Origin of the sequence: Pontibacterium granulatum (assembly GCF_029961155.1) — a bacterium.
GTDB classification, from domain to species: Bacteria; Pseudomonadota; Gammaproteobacteria; order Pseudomonadales; family Balneatricaceae; genus Pontibacterium; species Pontibacterium granulatum.
In genome coordinates this window covers 54,505-71,257 of record NZ_JASBRH010000006.1, presented here as the reverse complement: position 1 = coordinate 71,257, position 16,753 = coordinate 54,505, and the positions used below count along the sequence as shown (strand labels likewise).

At 58.1% G+C, this 16,753-nt stretch carries 12 protein-coding genes; 5 read left to right on the top strand and 7 right to left on the bottom strand.

The features are described 5' to 3' along the window. Position 1: 1 nt before the first annotated feature. Positions 2–2,047, bottom strand: coding sequence for an oligopeptidase A (gene prlC / locus QKW35_RS07495; RefSeq protein WP_282351974.1), 2,046 nt, complete (start codon positions 2,045–2,047; stop codon positions 2–4). A gap of 364 nt (positions 2,048–2,411) precedes the next feature. On the opposite strand from prlC, the gene QKW35_RS07490 reads away from it, so the two are divergent. The 5 genes from QKW35_RS07490 (at position 2,412) to QKW35_RS07470 (ending at position 8,181) form a co-directional block, all read left to right on the top strand. Further along, entirely contained in the window at positions 2,412–2,963 is a 552-nt protein-coding gene (locus tag QKW35_RS07490; RefSeq protein WP_282351973.1) for a gamma carbonic anhydrase family protein, read from the top strand. 198 nt (positions 2,964–3,161) lie between these two features. Continuing rightward, positions 3,162–4,457 (top strand): imelysin family protein, encoded by a 1,296-nt coding sequence (locus QKW35_RS07485; protein WP_282351972.1) that lies wholly within the window; start codon positions 3,162–3,164, stop codon positions 4,455–4,457. Positions 4,458–4,557: 100 nt separating this feature from the next. Further along, complete coding sequence (locus QKW35_RS07480; RefSeq protein ID WP_282351970.1) at positions 4,558–6,003, top strand: di-heme oxidoreductase family protein; 1,446 nt, start codon at positions 4,558–4,560, stop codon at positions 6,001–6,003. Then, positions 6,003–7,079 (top strand): imelysin family protein, encoded by a 1,077-nt coding sequence (locus tag QKW35_RS07475; protein WP_282351968.1) that lies wholly within the window; start codon positions 6,003–6,005, stop codon positions 7,077–7,079. Before QKW35_RS07480 ends, QKW35_RS07475 begins: the two co-directional genes overlap by 1 nt. After that, complete coding sequence (locus QKW35_RS07470; RefSeq protein WP_282351966.1) at positions 7,066–8,181, top strand: DUF1513 domain-containing protein; 1,116 nt, start codon at positions 7,066–7,068, stop codon at positions 8,179–8,181. The genes QKW35_RS07475 and QKW35_RS07470 overlap by 14 nt, the downstream gene beginning before the upstream one ends. Positions 8,182–8,247: 66 nt before the next feature. On the opposite strand, the gene QKW35_RS07465 is transcribed toward QKW35_RS07470, so the two are convergent. The 6 genes from QKW35_RS07465 to dprA all read right to left on the bottom strand — a co-directional run bounded on the left by QKW35_RS07465 (position 8,248) and on the right by dprA (position 16,695). Next, complete coding sequence (locus QKW35_RS07465; RefSeq protein ID WP_282351965.1) at positions 8,248–10,452, bottom strand: putative bifunctional diguanylate cyclase/phosphodiesterase; 2,205 nt, start codon at positions 10,450–10,452, stop codon at positions 8,248–8,250. Positions 10,453–10,465: 13 nt separating this feature from the next. Then, positions 10,466–12,835: a Lon protease family protein gene (locus tag QKW35_RS07460; RefSeq protein WP_282351964.1), complete on the bottom strand. Its 2,370-nt coding sequence runs from the start codon at positions 12,833–12,835 to the stop codon at positions 10,466–10,468. Positions 12,836–12,961: 126 nt separating this feature from the next. Further along, complete coding sequence (gene aroE / locus QKW35_RS07455) at positions 12,962–13,789, bottom strand: shikimate dehydrogenase (RefSeq protein ID WP_282351963.1); 828 nt, start codon at positions 13,787–13,789, stop codon at positions 12,962–12,964. A 1-nt stretch (position 13,790) separates the two neighbouring features. Further along, positions 13,791–14,705: an oxygen-dependent coproporphyrinogen oxidase gene (gene hemF / locus QKW35_RS07450; protein WP_282351962.1), complete on the bottom strand. Its 915-nt coding sequence runs from the start codon at positions 14,703–14,705 to the stop codon at positions 13,791–13,793. Positions 14,706–14,734: 29 nt separating this feature from the next. Further along, the gene (gene tsaC / locus QKW35_RS07445) at positions 14,735–15,310 is read right to left on the bottom strand and encodes an L-threonylcarbamoyladenylate synthase type 1 TsaC (protein ID WP_282351961.1); all 576 of its coding nucleotides are present in this window, start codon (positions 15,308–15,310) and stop codon (positions 14,735–14,737) included. A gap of 275 nt (positions 15,311–15,585) precedes the next feature. After that, complete coding sequence (dprA, locus tag QKW35_RS07440) at positions 15,586–16,695, bottom strand: DNA-processing protein DprA (protein ID WP_282351960.1); 1,110 nt, start codon at positions 16,693–16,695, stop codon at positions 15,586–15,588. Positions 16,696–16,753: the final 58 nt, after the last annotated feature.

Genomic DNA, 16,753 nt, shown 5'->3' with positions numbered 1-16,753 from the left:
GTTAAGACTCTGTTAGGGTGATGCCGCTGTGACGCAGCAACGCATCCACCTCAGGCTTACGGCCGCGGAACTCCACAAACAGATCCATCGCTTCGCGTGATCCACCCTGCTCCAAAATGGCATGCAGGAAGTCCGCACCGGTCTGTTCGTTGAAGATCCCGTCCTCCTCGAAGCGGGAGAAGGCATCCGCCGACAGCACTTCGGCCCATTTATAGCTGTAGTAACCGGCCGCATATCCACCGGCAAAAATATGGCTGAAGCTGTGCTGGAATCGGTTGAACGCCGGAGGAGCCACCACCGCCACTTCATCACGAATCCGGTTCAGCACCGCCTGGATATCGGTTGTATCCGGCTCGAACTCGCAGTGCAGCTGGAAATCAAACAGCGAGAATTCCAACTGACGCACCATCATCATACCGGACTGGAAATTTTTCGCTGCCAGCATTTTGTCGAGTAGTTCCTGCGGCAGGGTCTCGCCGGTCTGGTAGTGACCGGAGATCAGCGCCAGGGCATCCGGCTCCCAGCACCAGTTCTCCATAAACTGACTTGGCAGCTCCACCGCGTCCCAGGCCACACCGTTGATACCACTGACGTCCGCGGTCTCGATTCGGGTCAGCATATGGTGGATACCATGCCCAAATTCGTGGAACAGGGTAGTCACTTCGTTGTGGGTCAGCAGGGCCGGATCGTCACCCACCGGTGGGTTGAAGTTGCACACCAGGTACGCCACCGGCAGCTGCAGGCTGCCATCGTCCAGGCGACGGCGCACGCGGCAGTCGTCCATCCAGGCGCCGCCCCGCTTTTTCTCGCGGGCAAACGGGTCCAGGTAGAAACGGGCGATCAGCTGTTCGTTACGGCGCAGTTCGAAGTGACGTGCGTCCTTGTGCCAGCTGTTGAAGTCCTTCACTTCGCAGATCTCGATGCCAAACAGGCGCTGGGCCACGGCAAACATGCCATCCAGTACTTTTGGCAGCGGGAAGTAGGGGCGCAACATCTCCTGGGAGATCTCGTAGCGGGCGTGTTTCAGCTTTTCGCCGTAGTAGGTTACATCCCAGGCTTCCAGCTGCTCCATGCCATGCTCGTCACGGGCAAAATCACACAGTTCCTGGAATTCACGTTCCGCTTCCGGACGGCTCTTCGCGGCCAGATCGTGCAGGAAACCCAGCACCTGGTCGGTATCCTCCGCCATCTTGGTGGCCAGGGAGTATTCCGCGTAGTTGTTGAAGCCCAGCAGTTTGGCTTTCTCCAGACGCAGGGTGAGGATCTCCTGCATGATCCCGGAGTTATCCCACTGACCGGCATGTGGTCCCTGATCGGAGGCGCGGGTTGCAAAGGCGGTATACACCTCTTCGCGCAGCTCGCGGTTGTCGGCGTAGGTCATCACCGGGATGTAGGATGGGAAGTCCAGGGTCAACATCCAACCCTCTTCACCCTTGGCTTCAGCCACCTGCTTCGCCGCGGCAATCGCCATCTCCGGCAGGCCAGCCAGCTCGGCTTCGTCGGTGATTAGCTTACTCCAGGCGTTGGTCGCATCCAGCACATTCTCGGAGAACTTGGTGGTCAACTCGGACAGACGCTGCTGCAGCTCGCTGAAGCGCTGCTGGTCCGCCTCACCCAGGGCGATACCGGACAGTTTAAAGTCACGCAGGGTGTGCTCAATCGCGGTTTTCTGCTCAGTGTTCAGGCCATCGAATTCATCGCTGCCGACAAACGTGTTGTACAACTCGTACAGTCCTTGGTTCTGGCCCAGCTCGGTCCAGAACTGCGACAGCTTCGGCAGGCAGGCGTTGTAGGCTTCACGCAACTCGTCGCTGTTTACCACCGAGTTCATATGGGAAACCGGCGACCAGGCCTTGGCCAGGGTATCGTTCATCTGCTCCAGCGGTGCCACAAGGTTATCCCAAGTCGGCTCCGCCACCTCCTGTACCAGCCTTTCAACCAACGCACGGCCCTCGGCCAGCAACTTATCCACAGCCGGTTCAACGTGGGCCGGCGTAATCTGATCAAACGGGGGCAGGGTATGGGCGTGTAACAGGGGGTTCGTCATCGACTTATGTCTCCATGAACTGGGTACTGAGGCGCTCTAAAGCGGCACCGAACAGGGCCTTTTAATACTGGTAACGTTATACTGCTGGAGATTATTTTTTGGCTAACCAGGCAGAAGGTTTGAAATGTAGCACTCTACATTCATGCCTGATAACGCCGTTAGACGGAAAAATAGTTCCAGCCCATAGGGTTGTCCCTGAAAAAGAGCTACTCTGCGTTGCGTGTTGCTCATTTGGAATAACCAAACCACACAACACACGCCTTGATTAACCCTTTTTCAGGGGCAACAGTCATAACTTTACCAGTGTTAACAGGCCCTCATATACAATGGGGGACCAACCGCAAGATTTCAACGGGACCCGACTATGCATATCCGAACCTATCAGGGCATGACGCCTAAACTGGGCGCACGTACCTTTGTTGATCCAAGCGCAGTCGTACTGGGCGATGTGGAGCTGGGCGAGGACAGCTCCGTCTGGCCGCTGACGGTGATTCGCGGCGATATGCACCGTATCCGCATCGGTAACCGCACCAGCGTACAGGACGGCTCCGTGCTGCATATCACCCACGCTGGTCCGTTTAATCCCGACGGCTTTCCTCTGATTATTGGCGATGATGTCACAATCGGCCATCAGGCAATGCTGCACGGCTGCACCATCGGCAGTCGCGTGCTGATCGGCATGGGGGCGATGGTGATGGACGGCGCGGTGGTAGAAGATGAGGTGATCATCGGTGCTGGCAGCCTGGTACCACCGGGTAAAACCCTGCAGAGCGGTTACCTGTATGTGGGTCGACCGGCCAAGCAGCAACGTCCGCTGACCGACAAGGAACGTGAGTTCTTCACCTACACCGCAGGCAACTACGTCAAACTGAAAGACCAACACCTGCAACAGGACTACGCGTCCTCCGCTGAATAACCGCAGCGTCCCGGGTGTATCAGCCAACCCCGATACACCCGTTTTCCCTCACTAGACCCATTAATACCCCCTGATACTGCCAGGAATTTGCGCCTAATTTAGCCAATTTAATCATATCGGTATGGAGAACCATTTTCATTTGCATTAACATGCGCTTTATTAAATGAATTAAACAGACACTCAGAGACGAGATCACCCATGAAATTTCGCGCAACAGTACTCAGTCTGGCAATCGGCTCAGCGCTGCTGACCGGCTGTGCAGACCAGATGCAGAAAGAACCAGCAGCAGCTCCCACCGCAGACGCCGTACTGGGCACCTATGCGGATATCGCACTGGCCACCTACGAAGACTCTCTGACCACGGCTAAAGCGCTGCAGGCATCTGTTAATACCCTACTGGCAAATCCAACCGAAGCCAATCTGGCAGCCGCAAAGGCAGCATGGAAAGCGGCACGTGTGCCGTATCAGCAGTCCGAAGCGTACCGTTTCGGTAACGCCATCGTTGATGACTGGGAGGGCCGTGTGAACGCATGGCCACTGGATGAAGGCCTGATCGACTATGTGGATTCCGGCTACGGCAGCGAGTCTGACGAGAACCCGTTCTACACAGCCAACATCGTTGCCAACAAAACCGTTAAGGTGGGTGGCATCACGGTTGACGCAAGCACCATCAACAAGAAACTGCTGGCAGAAACCCTGCACGAAATCGACGACGTTGAAGCTAATGTGGCCACCGGTTACCACGCGATTGAATTCCTTCTGTGGGGCCAGGACCTGAACGGCACCAACCCGGGTGCAGGCAACCGTCCGGTCACCGACTTCGATCTTAACAACTGTACTGGCGGCAACTGCGACCGTCGTCGTGACTACCTGTCCGCTGCAACCGACCTGCTGGTTGATGACCTGGAAGAGATGGTCGGCAACTGGGCTGTGGACGGCGCTGCGCGTGCTGATTTGATGGCAAAAGGCCCGCAGGGCGGTCTGTCCACCATCCTGACTGGCATGGGCAGCCTGTCTTACGGCGAGCTGGCGGGTGAGCGCACCAAGCTGGGTCTGATGCTGCACGATCCGGAAGAGGAGCACGACTGCTTCTCCGACAACACCCACTGGTCCCACTACTACGACGCTAAAGGTATCCAGAACGTATACCTGGGTCAGTACACCCGTGTGGACGGCAGCGTTGTGAAAGGTGCGAGCCTGTCGCAGCTGGTAAGCGCGGCAGCACCGGCACTGGATGAAGAACTGCGTGCCAAACTGGACAACACCGAAAAGGCGATGAAGGTGATGGCGGATACCGCAGAAGCGGGCAACCCATTCGACGTGCTGATCGGTGCCAACAACCCGGAAGGCAACCAGATCGTTCAGCACGCCGTGGATGCCCTGACTGACCAGACCGAATCCATCGAACAGGCGATCGCCGTCCTGAACCTGGACGGTATCGAGCTGGAGGGGTCCGACAGCCTGGATAATCCAACCTCTGTTCTGGCCGAGTAAGCTGTCACGTGCTTAATGCACCAGGGGTAGCCGTCGGGCTACCCCATGTCTCTTCACACCACTAAATTCCCGAGTGAGCATGCTAAGTCGTGTTTCGATAATGGCTCTAGCGCTGCTGATCGGCAGCCAGGAAGCAGTATTCGCCCAGCCAGCCGCACCCGAATTCACCCAGAGTGAAGCAGGCGAGCGTTACGCCGGTGGCCGGGGTACCCATCTCAAGCGTGTCGACAAGCGCGCCTTTATGCACCCCACCAGCAACCTGCCATTCAAGCAGCAGCTGGATTTCCGTGTGGGGCAGGGCATCTTCAAAAAGCTCTGGGTCACCGCACCTACCGCCACCACCGCCAGCGATGGTTTGGGCCCGCTGTACAACGCCCGCGCCTGCCGTCAGTGCCATATTGGCAATGGCCGTGGCCACCCACCCAAGACCAACTGGCCGGATGACAATGCGGTCTCCATGTTTCTGCGTCTGAGTATTCCACCGCAAAACGAAGAACAGAAAAGATTGCTGGCAGAACGTAAAATCGGTGTAATTCCCGAGCCGATCTACGGCGGTCAGCTGCAGGACTTCGCTGTACCCGGCCTGCCGGGTGAAGGCCGCATGACCATCAGCTACCGGGAAACTCCGGTTACCCTGGCGGACGGAACAACCGTCTCCCTGCGCAAACCAACTTACAGCATTACCGAGCCGGCCTACGGTCCGCTGCACCCGCAGCTGATGATCTCTCCCCGCGTGGCCCCCCCGATGATCGGCCTGGGCCTGCTGGAGGCGATCGATTCAAAAGCCATCCTGGCCCGCGAAGACCGCGATGACCGCAACAACGACGGGATCTCCGGCCGCGCCAACCGCGTCTGGAACGGCGACAAGCAACAGGTGGATATCGGCCGCTACGGCTGGAAGGCGGGGCACGCCACCCTCAACCAGCAAAACAACAGCGCCCTGAACGGCGATATCGGCATCTCCAATCCGGCTTTCCAGAATCCCTACGGTGACTGCACCGAACAGCAGTCCGACTGCCTGCAGATGCCCAACGGCAACACCGACCGCCACGACAACTTGGAAGCCTCCCGCCAGATGACCGATGCGATGCTGCTGTATACCCGCAACCTGGCGGTCCCGGCACGACGCAACGTGGACGATCCGCAAGTGCTGGCAGGCAAAAAGGTCTTCTATGACAGCGGCTGCGAGAGCTGCCACCGGGCAAAATTTGTCATTGCCGACGACCCGTCCGAGCCACAGAACAGGGCACCGCAACTGATCTGGCCGTACAGCGACCTACTGCTGCACGATATGGGCGAAGGCCTGGCTGACGGTCGACCGGAGTATGCTGCCAATGGCCACGAATGGCGCACGCCTCCCCTTTGGGGAATCGGCCTGACGGAAACCGTCAGCGGTCACACCTACTTCCTGCACGATGGCCGTGCCCGCAACCTGCTGGAGGCGATCCTGTGGCACGGCGGCGAAGCCCAGACTGCCCGCAATGCGGTGGTGCAACTGCCAACGGCGCAACGAAATAACCTGATCAGATTCCTGGAGTCACTCTGATGTTTTCACGCTACAGCCTGCTGCCGGTCCTGATTCCGGTGGCCACCCTGTTCCTTGCTGGTGGTGTAGCCCACGCATCGCCAAGCGATGCACAGTGGCAGGCGATCAACGTACAACTGACCCGCGATCATATCCTGCCTCGCTACCAGACACTGGCAAGCAGCAGCGCAGAACTGGCCAACGCCACTGACGTGCTGTGCCAGCAACCAGAGCAACTGACCGCCGCGCAAACTGCATTCCACAAGACCATGGATGCCTGGCAGGGAATCCAGCACGTACAGTTTGGCCCGATTGAATTTCTAATGCGTAACTTCAGCATGCAGTTCTGGCCGGACAAGAAAAACCTGACCAGTAAGCAACTGAACGAATTGCTTAGCCAGAAAGATACTGCCAGCCTGACACCGGAGTACTTCCGCGGTGCCAGCATCGCCGTGAAAGGTCTGCCGGCGCTGGAACGGCTGTTGTTCAGCGACAAAGCCCAGACCCCGTATGGTTGTCAGCTGACCGCGGCGATCGCCGGCAACGTGGCTACCATGAGCCGCGAGATTGCCCAGGAGTGGGAATCACAGCAGCTGCCACGTATCGACGCGGCACCGGGCGGCGAGGACTACTACGAAGACAGCACCGAAGCGGCCACCGAGCTGATGAAAGCCCTGGTCGAGCCGGTCGAGGTGGTACGTGACCTGAAACTGTTGCGTCCGCTGCATAAAGGCGCCAACAAGGCAAAACCACGCCGCGCCGAATCCTGGCGCAGTGAACGCTCCCTGCGCAACATCCAGCTCAACCTGGCAGCGCTCGCCGAACTGTACCGTGGCAACAGCACCACCAGTGTCAAAGCATTGCTGATCGCCGAAGGGGAAAGCGAACTGGCCAACCAGATCGACACCCACTTCCAGCAGCTGGACCGCACGCTTAGCAGCATCGACAAAACGCTGTACCAGGCGGTGAAAAACCCGGCCGATCACGCCACCCTGAAACAGGTGAGTGGCCAGATGAAGGCCCTGCACAGCCAGCTGGAAGAAGCGATGCAAAAACTGAATATCCAACTGGGGTTCAATAGCCGTGACGGGGATTAATCGACGCCAGTTCAGCCTGTTACTGGCGGGCTCATGGGTGACTCCAACGCTGCTGGCGCAAACCGGCAGCACGGGACGATCACCGCTGTTTGCATCCGCGGCAACGGGTCGAGATGGATTGCACCACCTGCAGATGGTAGCGCAGGACGGTTCCGTCATGCTGGACCATACGCTGCCGCAGCGTGCCCACCACGTGGCTCTGCACCCGACACAACCCTGGCTGGCCGCCGTGGCCCGCCGTCCGGGTCGCTTCATCGACGTAGTGGACTACAACACCGGTACGCTGATCCGGCAGGTTGAACCGGATACGGAACGCCACTTTTACGGCCATGCGATCTTCTCGCCGGACGGGCAGTACCTGATCAGCTGCGAGAATAACGTCGCCGATGGGCAGGGGCGGATCACCGTGCGTGATATCCAACTGGGTTTCAGCAAGGTCGCCGATCACCCCTCCTACGGCATCGGCCCACACGAATTGGCACTGATGGCGGATACAAAAACGCTGGTCGTTGCCAACGGTGGCATCCTGACCCACCCGGACAAGGGCCGTGACAAGCTCAACCTGGACAGCATGCAACCGTCGCTGGCCTACATCGATCTGCACAGCGGCGAGCTGCTGGAACAGGTCCAGCCGCCTGCGCCCTTGCATCAGTTGTCGATTCGCCATCTGGATGTGAACGCTGCCGGTAAGGTCGTAATCGCGTTGCAGTATCAGGGTGCGAAATACGACGATGTGCCTCTGGTGGCGATGCACCAGCGTGGCGAGCCGTTACAGCTGTTACATGCACCCGACCATGTAAACCGTGCGATGAAGCAGTACTGCGGCAGCGCACGGTTTGATGCCAGCGGACGTTACGCGGCGATCTCCTCACCACGGGGAGACCTGGTGACTTTCTGGGATAGCCGGGATAACCAGTATCTGGGCCAGTGTAAAACACGTGACGGTTGCGGCCTGGCAGCCACTTTGCTGCCGGGCGAGTTCCTGATCAGCACCGGTAGCGGGCATCTGTATCATTTTGATATGGCCAGCCAGAAACGACAGCGCATCAAGCTGGATGCCAACCTGTCGGTGGCCTGGGATAACCATATGACGCTGGTTTAAGCCTGGGCTGAACCACCACGAAAAAAGGGACCTTTAGGTCCCTTTTTTGCGTTTTTAAAGCCGCGCTTAATCGTGCTTTTTCAGCTGATAGCTGGCGTTAGCGATGTGTTCCGCCAGCCGCTCGCCCTTCATCGGTTCGGCGTAGAGGAAGCCCTGGATCAGCTCGCAGCCCTCGCCACGCAGGAAATCGAGTTGGCCGTGGGTTTCGATCCCCTCGGCAATCACCTTCAGCTGCAGGCTGTTGGCCATGGAGATGATCGCCCGCACAATCGCCTCGTCACTGCTCTCCTGGGCAATACCCTGTACAAAGCTCTTATCGATCTTCAGCATATCAATCGGCAGCTCACGCAAGCGGGAGAGGGACGAGTAGCCGGTGCCGAAATCGTCGATCGAGATCTGCAAACCTTCCTTACGCAATCGCTCCAGCACCTCGGCCAGGTCATCCAGGGAGTGCATCAGCAGAGTTTCGGTGACCTCAAACTCCACCCGACGTGGATCGATACCAAAACTGCGCAGGGAATCGATGATCAGGTTACAACAACCGTTGGTGATCAGCTCGATACCGGCGATGTTGATCGCCACCTTCGGAATCTCCACACCCTGTTTATCCATCAGGGTAATAAAGCGGCATACCTGCAGGAACACCACCTTAAACAGCGGATAGGCCAGACCGCTGCTCATCGCCACCGGCAGGAATTCACACGGCGGCAGGACGCCACGCTCAGGGTGAGGCCAGCGCACCAGCGCCTCCACCCCCACCAGCGCGGTGCCGTCGATATTCAGCTGCGGCTGGTAATACACCTCAAGCTGCTCCTCCTCCAGGGCCACCCGCAGCTCCCGCTCCAACACGTAACGACGCACCACCTCGTCCGACAATTTGGTTTCGTAGAAGTGATACTGGTTTTTACCGTTCTCTTTGGCCCGGTACATCGCCATGTCGGCATTGCGGATCAGCTGGTCACCATCGCCCGCATTCTCCGGATACAGGGCGATACCGATACTGGCACCGATCTCAATCCGGCCACTGGCCTGCCCATCCTGGTGCTGCAGCACATACAGGATCTTGTTGGCAATTTTCGCCAGCTGATCGGGGGTTTCATAGCCGTTCACCAACAGCACAAATTCGTCGCCGCCCATCCGGGCCAGAAGATCGTCAGCTCGCAGCTGAGACTTGAGGCAGGTGGCCACCGACTGCAGCAAACGGTCCCCTACATGGTGTCCCAGACTGTCATTCACCAGTTTGAAACCGTCCAGATCGATGAACAACAACGCCAGCAGCTGACCGCTGCGCTGAGCATGAGCCATCAACCGCTCCAGGTTCTCCATAAACATGCGGCGGTTGGGCAGGCCCGTGAGCGGGTCATGCATCGCCAGATGCTCGACCTGGGCGTGAGCCCGCTTCAAAGAGGTGATATCCGACAGAATGCCGATGTAGCGGTGGGGTTTGCCCTGAGCATCCGGCAGGGCTGAGATGGAGAGCCATTCCGGGTAGAGTTCACCATTCTTGCGGCGGTTCCAGACTTCACCCTGCCACTGCCCGTTTACCTGCAACTGCTGCCACATGCGGGAGTAGAACTCCTCGTCATGGCGACCGGATTTCAGAATCGCCGGGCTCTTACCCAGACATTCACGCAGGCTGTAGCCGGTGATATTGGTAAAGGCCGGGTTCACACTGAGAATCTGGCCACGCTCGTCGGTCACCATGATGCCCTCGGACGCCTTGTCAAAGACGGCTGTCGCCAGCTGATGATCGAGCATCCGTTTTTCATTGCCCATCGCGGTGCTAAGCAGCTCTGCCGCCACCTTCAGCACGTCCTGGGTCATCGACGACCAGTTTTGCTGATCACGGTCGGCAAACAGCATTAATCCCTGACAACACTCACTACCCGGACTGAGCGGGATCATCAGCAGGGATTCCAACTCGTGGACCTGTCCACTTAGCAGAGCACTCAGTTGTGCCCGGCCGAGACGGACGCTGTTGCCTTGATTGAGCAGATCCAGCCAATCTTTTGCCGCATCGCCGCTGAAATCAAACTCTACGTTGCCGACTCCGTCGGATTCATCAAACCAACAACCACGCAGCGCCATCCGGCATGTGCCCTGAGCGTCATGAGCGCAGTCATACAGCGAGGTATGGCTCACCCCAAGGGTTTCCCCCAGGGAGGCCAGTGTGCGCCCGATGACCTGTTCAAAGTCGTCATAAGAAAAACAGTCGGCCGCCATGCCCGCCAGGACGGCGAGCATGTCCGAGTGTTGTACTTCCTGTTTCATTAGATTCCCTGTCTTACGCCTTCGCTTTAGCAAGCTCCCGCAGGCGCAACACAACTTTGTGGTTCACACTGCGCTGGGTGAAACTGCCGTCTTCCTTACGGCTGCCTGCTTTCCTTCCCATTAAAATCTCAAGACACTGGTCAACACTGGATACGGCGTGCACGTGGAACAGTCCCTCTGCCACGGCATCCACTACTTCCTTCTTGAGCATCAGATTACGTACGTTCGCGCGTGGAATAACAACGCCCTGTTCTCCCGTCAGTCCACGCCACTGACACAGCTGGAAGAAGCCTTCAATCTTTTCGTTTACCCCGCCAATCGCCTGCACCTCACCGTACTGGTTGATCGAGCCGGTGATGGCAAACTGCTGATTGATCGGAATATGAGTCAGGGCAGAGATCAGTGTACAGATCTCTGCCATCGAGGCGCTGTCACCGTCCACATACCCGTAGGACTGCTCCAGGGCGATGCTGGCTGACAGCGTCAGCGGGAAATCCTGCGCGTACTGGTGCCCCAGATAACCGGAGAGGATCAGTACCCCCTTGGAGTGGATCGGCTGCCCCAGCGTCACTTCGCGCTCGATATCCACAATCCCACGGTTACCCGGATGAACCGTCGCGGTGATGCGCGCAGGGGTACCAAAGGAAACATCCCCCACCTGCAGCACCGTCAGGCCGTTGGATTTACCCACCGCCTGACCCGTGGTATCGATCAGCACGGTTTCATTCAGAATACTGTCGCGTATCTTCTCCGACAGACGAGAGGTGCGGCGCTCTTTGGCATCCAGCGCCATCTCCACGTGCTTGGCTTCGATAGCTTTATCACCGGTCTTGGCGCGCTTGAAGTCAGCCTCGCAGAGCAGGTCGACCAACTCGCCAATATGCGCAGAGAGCAACTCCTGGTCCTGTGACAGGCGCGAGCTGTGTTCCACCAACCGTGCCACGGCATTGCGGGTCAGGGGAGCCAGGTGCTCTTCATTCGCCAATGTCTTCATCAGGCGGGCATAGTTGCGGATCGATTGCGGGGAACGGCCTACATCTTCGTCGAAATCCACGACAACACGAAACATCTTTTCAAAGTCGTGATCCAGTTCCTGCAGCAGGTAGTAGATATCACGGCTGCCGATCAGGACCACTTTCACGTGCAACGGAATCGCCTTAGGATTCAGGGTAATGGTGCTGATGCCGGTCAGTTCACTGGCCGGGCTTTCGATACGTATCTCGTGGGATTTCAGGGCGCGTTTCAGTGCAGAGTAAACAAACGGTTGCTCCAGCAGCTTTTCCGCTTCCAGCACCAGGTAACCACCATTGGCCTGGTGCAGGGCTCCGGGACGGATCAGTTGATAGTTGGTGATCAGTGCCCCCATATCGGAGCTGTATTCCACGCGACCGAACAGGTTCTCGTAGGTGGGGTGGGACTCGTGCACCACCGGTGCACCTTTGATTTTCCCGTTATCCACCAGCATATTCACACCGTAGGTCTCTTCCATATAGCTACGGCGACTGGCATCACTGCGCGGTTCGAGCTTGTCATCACCCACCAGATCAGCGCTGTTTTTAACCAGCGAATTTTCCAGCTGATCCAGATAGTAGGATACACCGTGGATGTTGCTGTATTTCTCTTTCAACGGCTGAATCAGGGGGGCTACTGCAGCTCGGGCGGTATCACGGTCCAGATATTTCATCTTGTCGGCCGCTTCCCGGCGCCATTGCGGCAACTCGGTCAGGCAATCATTGAGATACTCCTCCAACTCCGAGATGGCGCGGGTAAAGGCGTCACGAACCTCTTCAGGCAGTTGGGAGAAGGCCGCTTCATCCATCGCCTGCCCCTCGGCGACCGGTGTAAATCCGATCGTACCGGCATCGCGATAGATCGCGATACTGTGCTCACGGGCACGACGGTCAACGGTTTCGATGGCCTGGTCGTACAGGCGGTTAAAGCCTCGCTCGATGGTGGCTTTTTTACGTTGATAAGCAGGATTCTCAAATGCGGCAGGTAGCTCCGCCATGATCGCTTCGAGCAGGTTTTTGATATCGCGTTCGAACCGCTGCGCCTTACCTGCGGGAAACTGCTGTGCAATCGGGTGACGACGATCCTCGAGGTTGTTGAGGTAAATCCAGTCGGTGGGCTTGCGCTCTTTCTTGGCAACCGTTTTCAGGCTGTCCATGGCAAAGGAGAAACGGCCGGTATGGGGGTTGCCCATCACAAAGAGGTTGTAGCCGGGTCGGTGCATACCGACACCAAACTCCATCGCCTCTATGGCGCGTTCCTGACCAAAGAATCCGCTGAAGGGCTCCAGCGTTTCGGTGGTCTTAAAAGGCAGAAGGTCGGGGTCGCAAATGCGGTACAGATCGGTCGGGTTAAGCTTAGTATCCAGTTCCATGTGACATCCCCACAATCAGCTAAGCGGGCCCACCGCAATGGCAGGAGTGTACAACTAGTTATACGCCGCAACGTGCATATTCGCAAGCTGGACCTGAATACTAAACTTTGGTTTGAAGCCTTTAAATCAAGGGGTTAGCGCAGCACGCAGGGTGGCGATCACGGTGGCCGTCTCAGGGCGAACACCACGCCAGATGTAGAACGATTCTGCGGCCTGTTCCACCAGCATACCCAGGCCGTCGATCGCCTGTTCCGCACCGTGTTCGGTCGCCCACTGGCAGAATGCGGTGACGTCGGCACCGTACATCATGTCGTAGCACCAGGCACCGCTTTTCAGCAGGTCATCCGGCAGGGGAGGGACTTCACCCTGCAGGCTGGCTGCCGTGCCGTTGATCACCAGGTCAAACTGCTTGCCGGACAGGGCATCAAAACCACAACCGACCACGTCACCCAGGTCCGCCACCACCGCAGCCAGGTCTTCCGCCTTGGACGCGGTACGGTTGGCGATGACCACACGACGCGGTTTCTGCTCCAGCACCGGCTGCAGTACACCACGCACAGCGCCTCCGGCGCCCAGAATCAGTACATCGGCACCGGTAATGGTGCCGCCGTTGTTCTCCACAATGTCGCGCACCATGCCCACGCCGTCGGTGTTGTCACCACAAAGCTGGCCTTCGGCGTTACGGTACAAGGTATTCACCGCACCGGCCAGCTCTGCACGGGCGGAGCGCTGCTCGGCCATCTGCCAGGCTTCCTGCTTGAACGGGATGGTGATGTTCAGGCCTTTGCCTTCACCTTGTAGAAAGTTATCCACAGCCTCAGGAAACCCGCCTTCCTCCACGCAGATCGCGTCGTAGCTCAACGCTTGTGTGGTCTGCGCGGCGAACGCGGTGTGGATCTGCGGTGATTTTGAATGCTTGATCGGGTTGCCGAATACCGCGTAGCGGTCGCTCATCTTAAACCTCCAGCCAGTTACGTGGCTTCAGGTAGCGCGCGTACAGCACCGCCTCTTCAGACCCTTCTTCCGGCTGCCAGTCGTAGCTCCAGCGTACTTCCGGCGGCAGGGACATCAGGATCGATTCGGTACGGCCACCGGACTGCAGGCCAAACAGGGTGCCACGGTCGAAGACCAGGTTGAATTCCACGTAGCGGCCGCGGCGGTGCAGCTGGAAATCACGCTGGCGTTCGCCATATTCGGTGTCTTTACGTTTTTCGATGATCGGAACAATTGCCGGCACGTACGCGTCACCAATCGAACGCATCAGGGCAAAGCTGTCGTCGAAGCCCAGTTCGTTCAGGTCGTCGAAGAACAGGCCGCCAATACCACGGGGCTCGTCACGGTGTTTGAGGTAGAAATAGTCGTCACACCACTGCTTGAAGCGCGGGTAGATCTCTTCGCCGAACGGGTCACACGCATCTTTTGCCACCTGGTGCCAGTGACGGCAATCCTCGTCATTGCCGTAGTACGGGGTCAGGTCGAAACCGCCACCGAACCACCACACCGGATCTTCACCTTCTTTCTCGGCGATAAAGAAACGCACATTGGCATGGGAGGTTGGCACGTACGGGTTGCGCGGGTGAATGACCAGGGACACACCCATCGCCTGAAAGCTGCGGCCCGCCAGTTCCGGCCGGTGTGCCGTCGCAGACCCCGGCAATTTATCGCCAAATACATGGGAGAAGTTTACGCCGCCTTTTTCGATCACCGCACCGTCGGTGATCACGCGGGTGCGGCCACCGCCTCCGGCAGCACGGTCCCAGGAGTCTTCAACAAAACGGGCTTTGCCGTCTGCCTGCTCTAACGCCTGACAAATATTGTCCTGCAGAGACATGAGGTATTCTTTTACAGCTCCAATGTCAGGTGCTGACATGGCAAACTCCTTGGGTCCTAGGATTAAAATCAGGTTCGGATCACGGATTCCGTGATCAGGTCACGAATCTGGGTTGGCTGTGCCAGTTTGCCGACATGGCCCGGCATCACCGCATCGATTCGATTCGCGAAGTAAAGATTCACTCGCAGCATATCTCTCGCAGGCTGGGCACCCGCCGGATTTGCTGAGGTAGAGACGATCGGTCCGCCAAAGCGTTTACACAACGCCTGCACCACCGGGTGATCTGACACCCGCACGGCAACACTGTTGTGCTTGCCTTTGATCCACTCGGGCACCAGATGATCGGGGTCTGGCAGCAACCAGGTCACCGGCCCCGGCCAGGTGGCTTCCACTTTCTGGCGCTGTTCCGGCTCCAAGCGGGCCAAGAGGGGTTCAATCTGGTCCAGTGAACCTGCCGCCAGGATCACCCCCTTATGGCGCGGCCGGCTTTTCAGGTGCAGCAGACGTTCCAAGGCGTCTTCGTTGAAGGGATCACAACCCACGCCCCAAACTGCCTCGGTCGGATAGGCGATCACTCCACCCTGTTGCATCGCACGGACACACTGATCAACGTGCCACGGATTTATATACTGATTGCTCGCCATTACTCTGCCGTCCCAACACTGCGTGTACCAACGTCCTGTCCACCTGTCTAAATGAGGGGCAGCCTTGAACAGCTTGGGTATCAACTCTCGGACGGTGTTTGGATAACACCGGAGATCACCGGCTACCTCTTATCAGGCCTGGACGCTGAACGGAACACTAAACGTTCAACGCACAGCTTGCAAGCCCGCTTCCGGCCAGTGCCGCAGGCTTGCTCAGGCCAGAGCAACCGGCTCCTCTACCCGTTTATGGAGCGGGTTTTCAGGTTTTGCCAATGTCAGATCCGGCAGTAACCATCACCGCTGTTTTCGATCAGGCCTTTCAGCTCCAGCGAAATCAACATTACATTGAGGTCCGCCACACCGATCCCGGTAAGGGATACCAACTGATCCATCGACACCTGCTCAAATCCCAGCGCCTGCAACAGGTTATGCTCCTGCGCCGACAGATCCACTGGCAGCGCCTTCTCTTCGACCTGCGGGGATTCGTAAGCGCCCAGCATCGGCGCCAGCTGTTCCAGAATATGGTCAACGGTTGAAACCAATTGACCACCTTCGCGGATCAATGCATGACAGCCCTGACTCAGCGGGTTATTGAGAGATCCCGGCAGGGCAAACACTTCCCGTCCCTGCTCCAGAGCCTGGCGGGCCGTAATCAACGAACCACTGCGCGGCGCAGCCTCCACCACCAGCACGCCGGCACTCAGCCCACTGATAATGCGGTTACGGCGTGGGAAGTTGTGTCCCAACGGGCCGGTTCCCGGTGGCAGTTCACTCACCCAGGCACCACCGGTCTCCAGGATCTGTGCCGCCAGCACGCTGTGCCGTGCCGGATAGAGCACATCCGCGCCGGTGCCAAACACGGCAACCGTGGGTTTATTCAGCTTAACGGCTGCCAGGTGTGCAGCACCATCGATGCCGTGGGCCATACCCGAGGTCACAATCAGCCCCGTCTTACTCAAGGCCGTGGCAAATTCACCGGAATGCATTACACCCGCGCGGCTGGCGTTACGACTGCCCACCATCGCGATCTGGGGCAGGTGCAGGACATCGACATCACCACGCACATACAGAATCGGTGGCGGATCGGTGATCTGTTTCAGCAGGGCAGGGTAGTCAGGGCTATCAAGAGTCAGCAGTTGGGTATCCGGGGTACGCAGCCACTCCCGCACCTGCAACTGCAGCTCCCGCATCGGACCGCGGTTCTGCTGGTACTGCTGCAGGTTCTGGCGTGCCAGGAAATTGAAGCCCAACCACTCCCAATCGGCGTCACTGGCCTTGAGTACCCGCTCAGGCGTCCAGCCTTCGTCCAGCAAACGTTTGATTGTCGCCGCCCCCACACGTGGCAGGGCAGATAGGGCGACCCACTCCATCGGATCACTTTGCATAATGCCTTCCTTGTTAATCGCTTGGAGCCGCTTACAGTGCGGCTCCAATCTTGTTTAT

Coding starts and splice junctions, on each gene's coding strand:
- QKW35_RS07490 (WP_282351973.1), top strand. CDS start 2,412: ATGCATATCCGAACCTATCAGGGCATGACGCCTAAACTGGGCGCACGT.
- QKW35_RS07485 (WP_282351972.1), top strand. CDS start 3,162: ATGAAATTTCGCGCAACAGTACTCAGTCTGGCAATCGGCTCAGCGCTG.
- QKW35_RS07465 (WP_282351965.1), bottom strand. CDS start 10,452: ATGAAACAGGAAGTACAACACTCGGACATGCTCGCCGTCCTGGCGGGC.
- tsaC (WP_282351961.1), bottom strand. CDS start 15,310: ATGGCGAGCAATCAGTATATAAATCCGTGGCACGTTGATCAGTGTGTC.
- aroE (WP_282351963.1), bottom strand. CDS start 13,789: ATGAGCGACCGCTACGCGGTATTCGGCAACCCGATCAAGCATTCAAAA.
- hemF (WP_282351962.1), bottom strand. CDS start 14,705: ATGTCAGCACCTGACATTGGAGCTGTAAAAGAATACCTCATGTCTCTG.
- QKW35_RS07480 (WP_282351970.1), top strand. CDS start 4,558: ATGGCTCTAGCGCTGCTGATCGGCAGCCAGGAAGCAGTATTCGCCCAG.
- QKW35_RS07475 (WP_282351968.1), top strand. CDS start 6,003: ATGTTTTCACGCTACAGCCTGCTGCCGGTCCTGATTCCGGTGGCCACC.
- dprA (WP_282351960.1), bottom strand. CDS start 16,695: ATGCAAAGTGATCCGATGGAGTGGGTCGCCCTATCTGCCCTGCCACGT.
- QKW35_RS07460 (WP_282351964.1), bottom strand. CDS start 12,835: ATGGAACTGGATACTAAGCTTAACCCGACCGATCTGTACCGCATTTGC.
- prlC (WP_282351974.1), bottom strand. CDS start 2,047: ATGACGAACCCCCTGTTACACGCCCATACCCTGCCCCCGTTTGATCAG.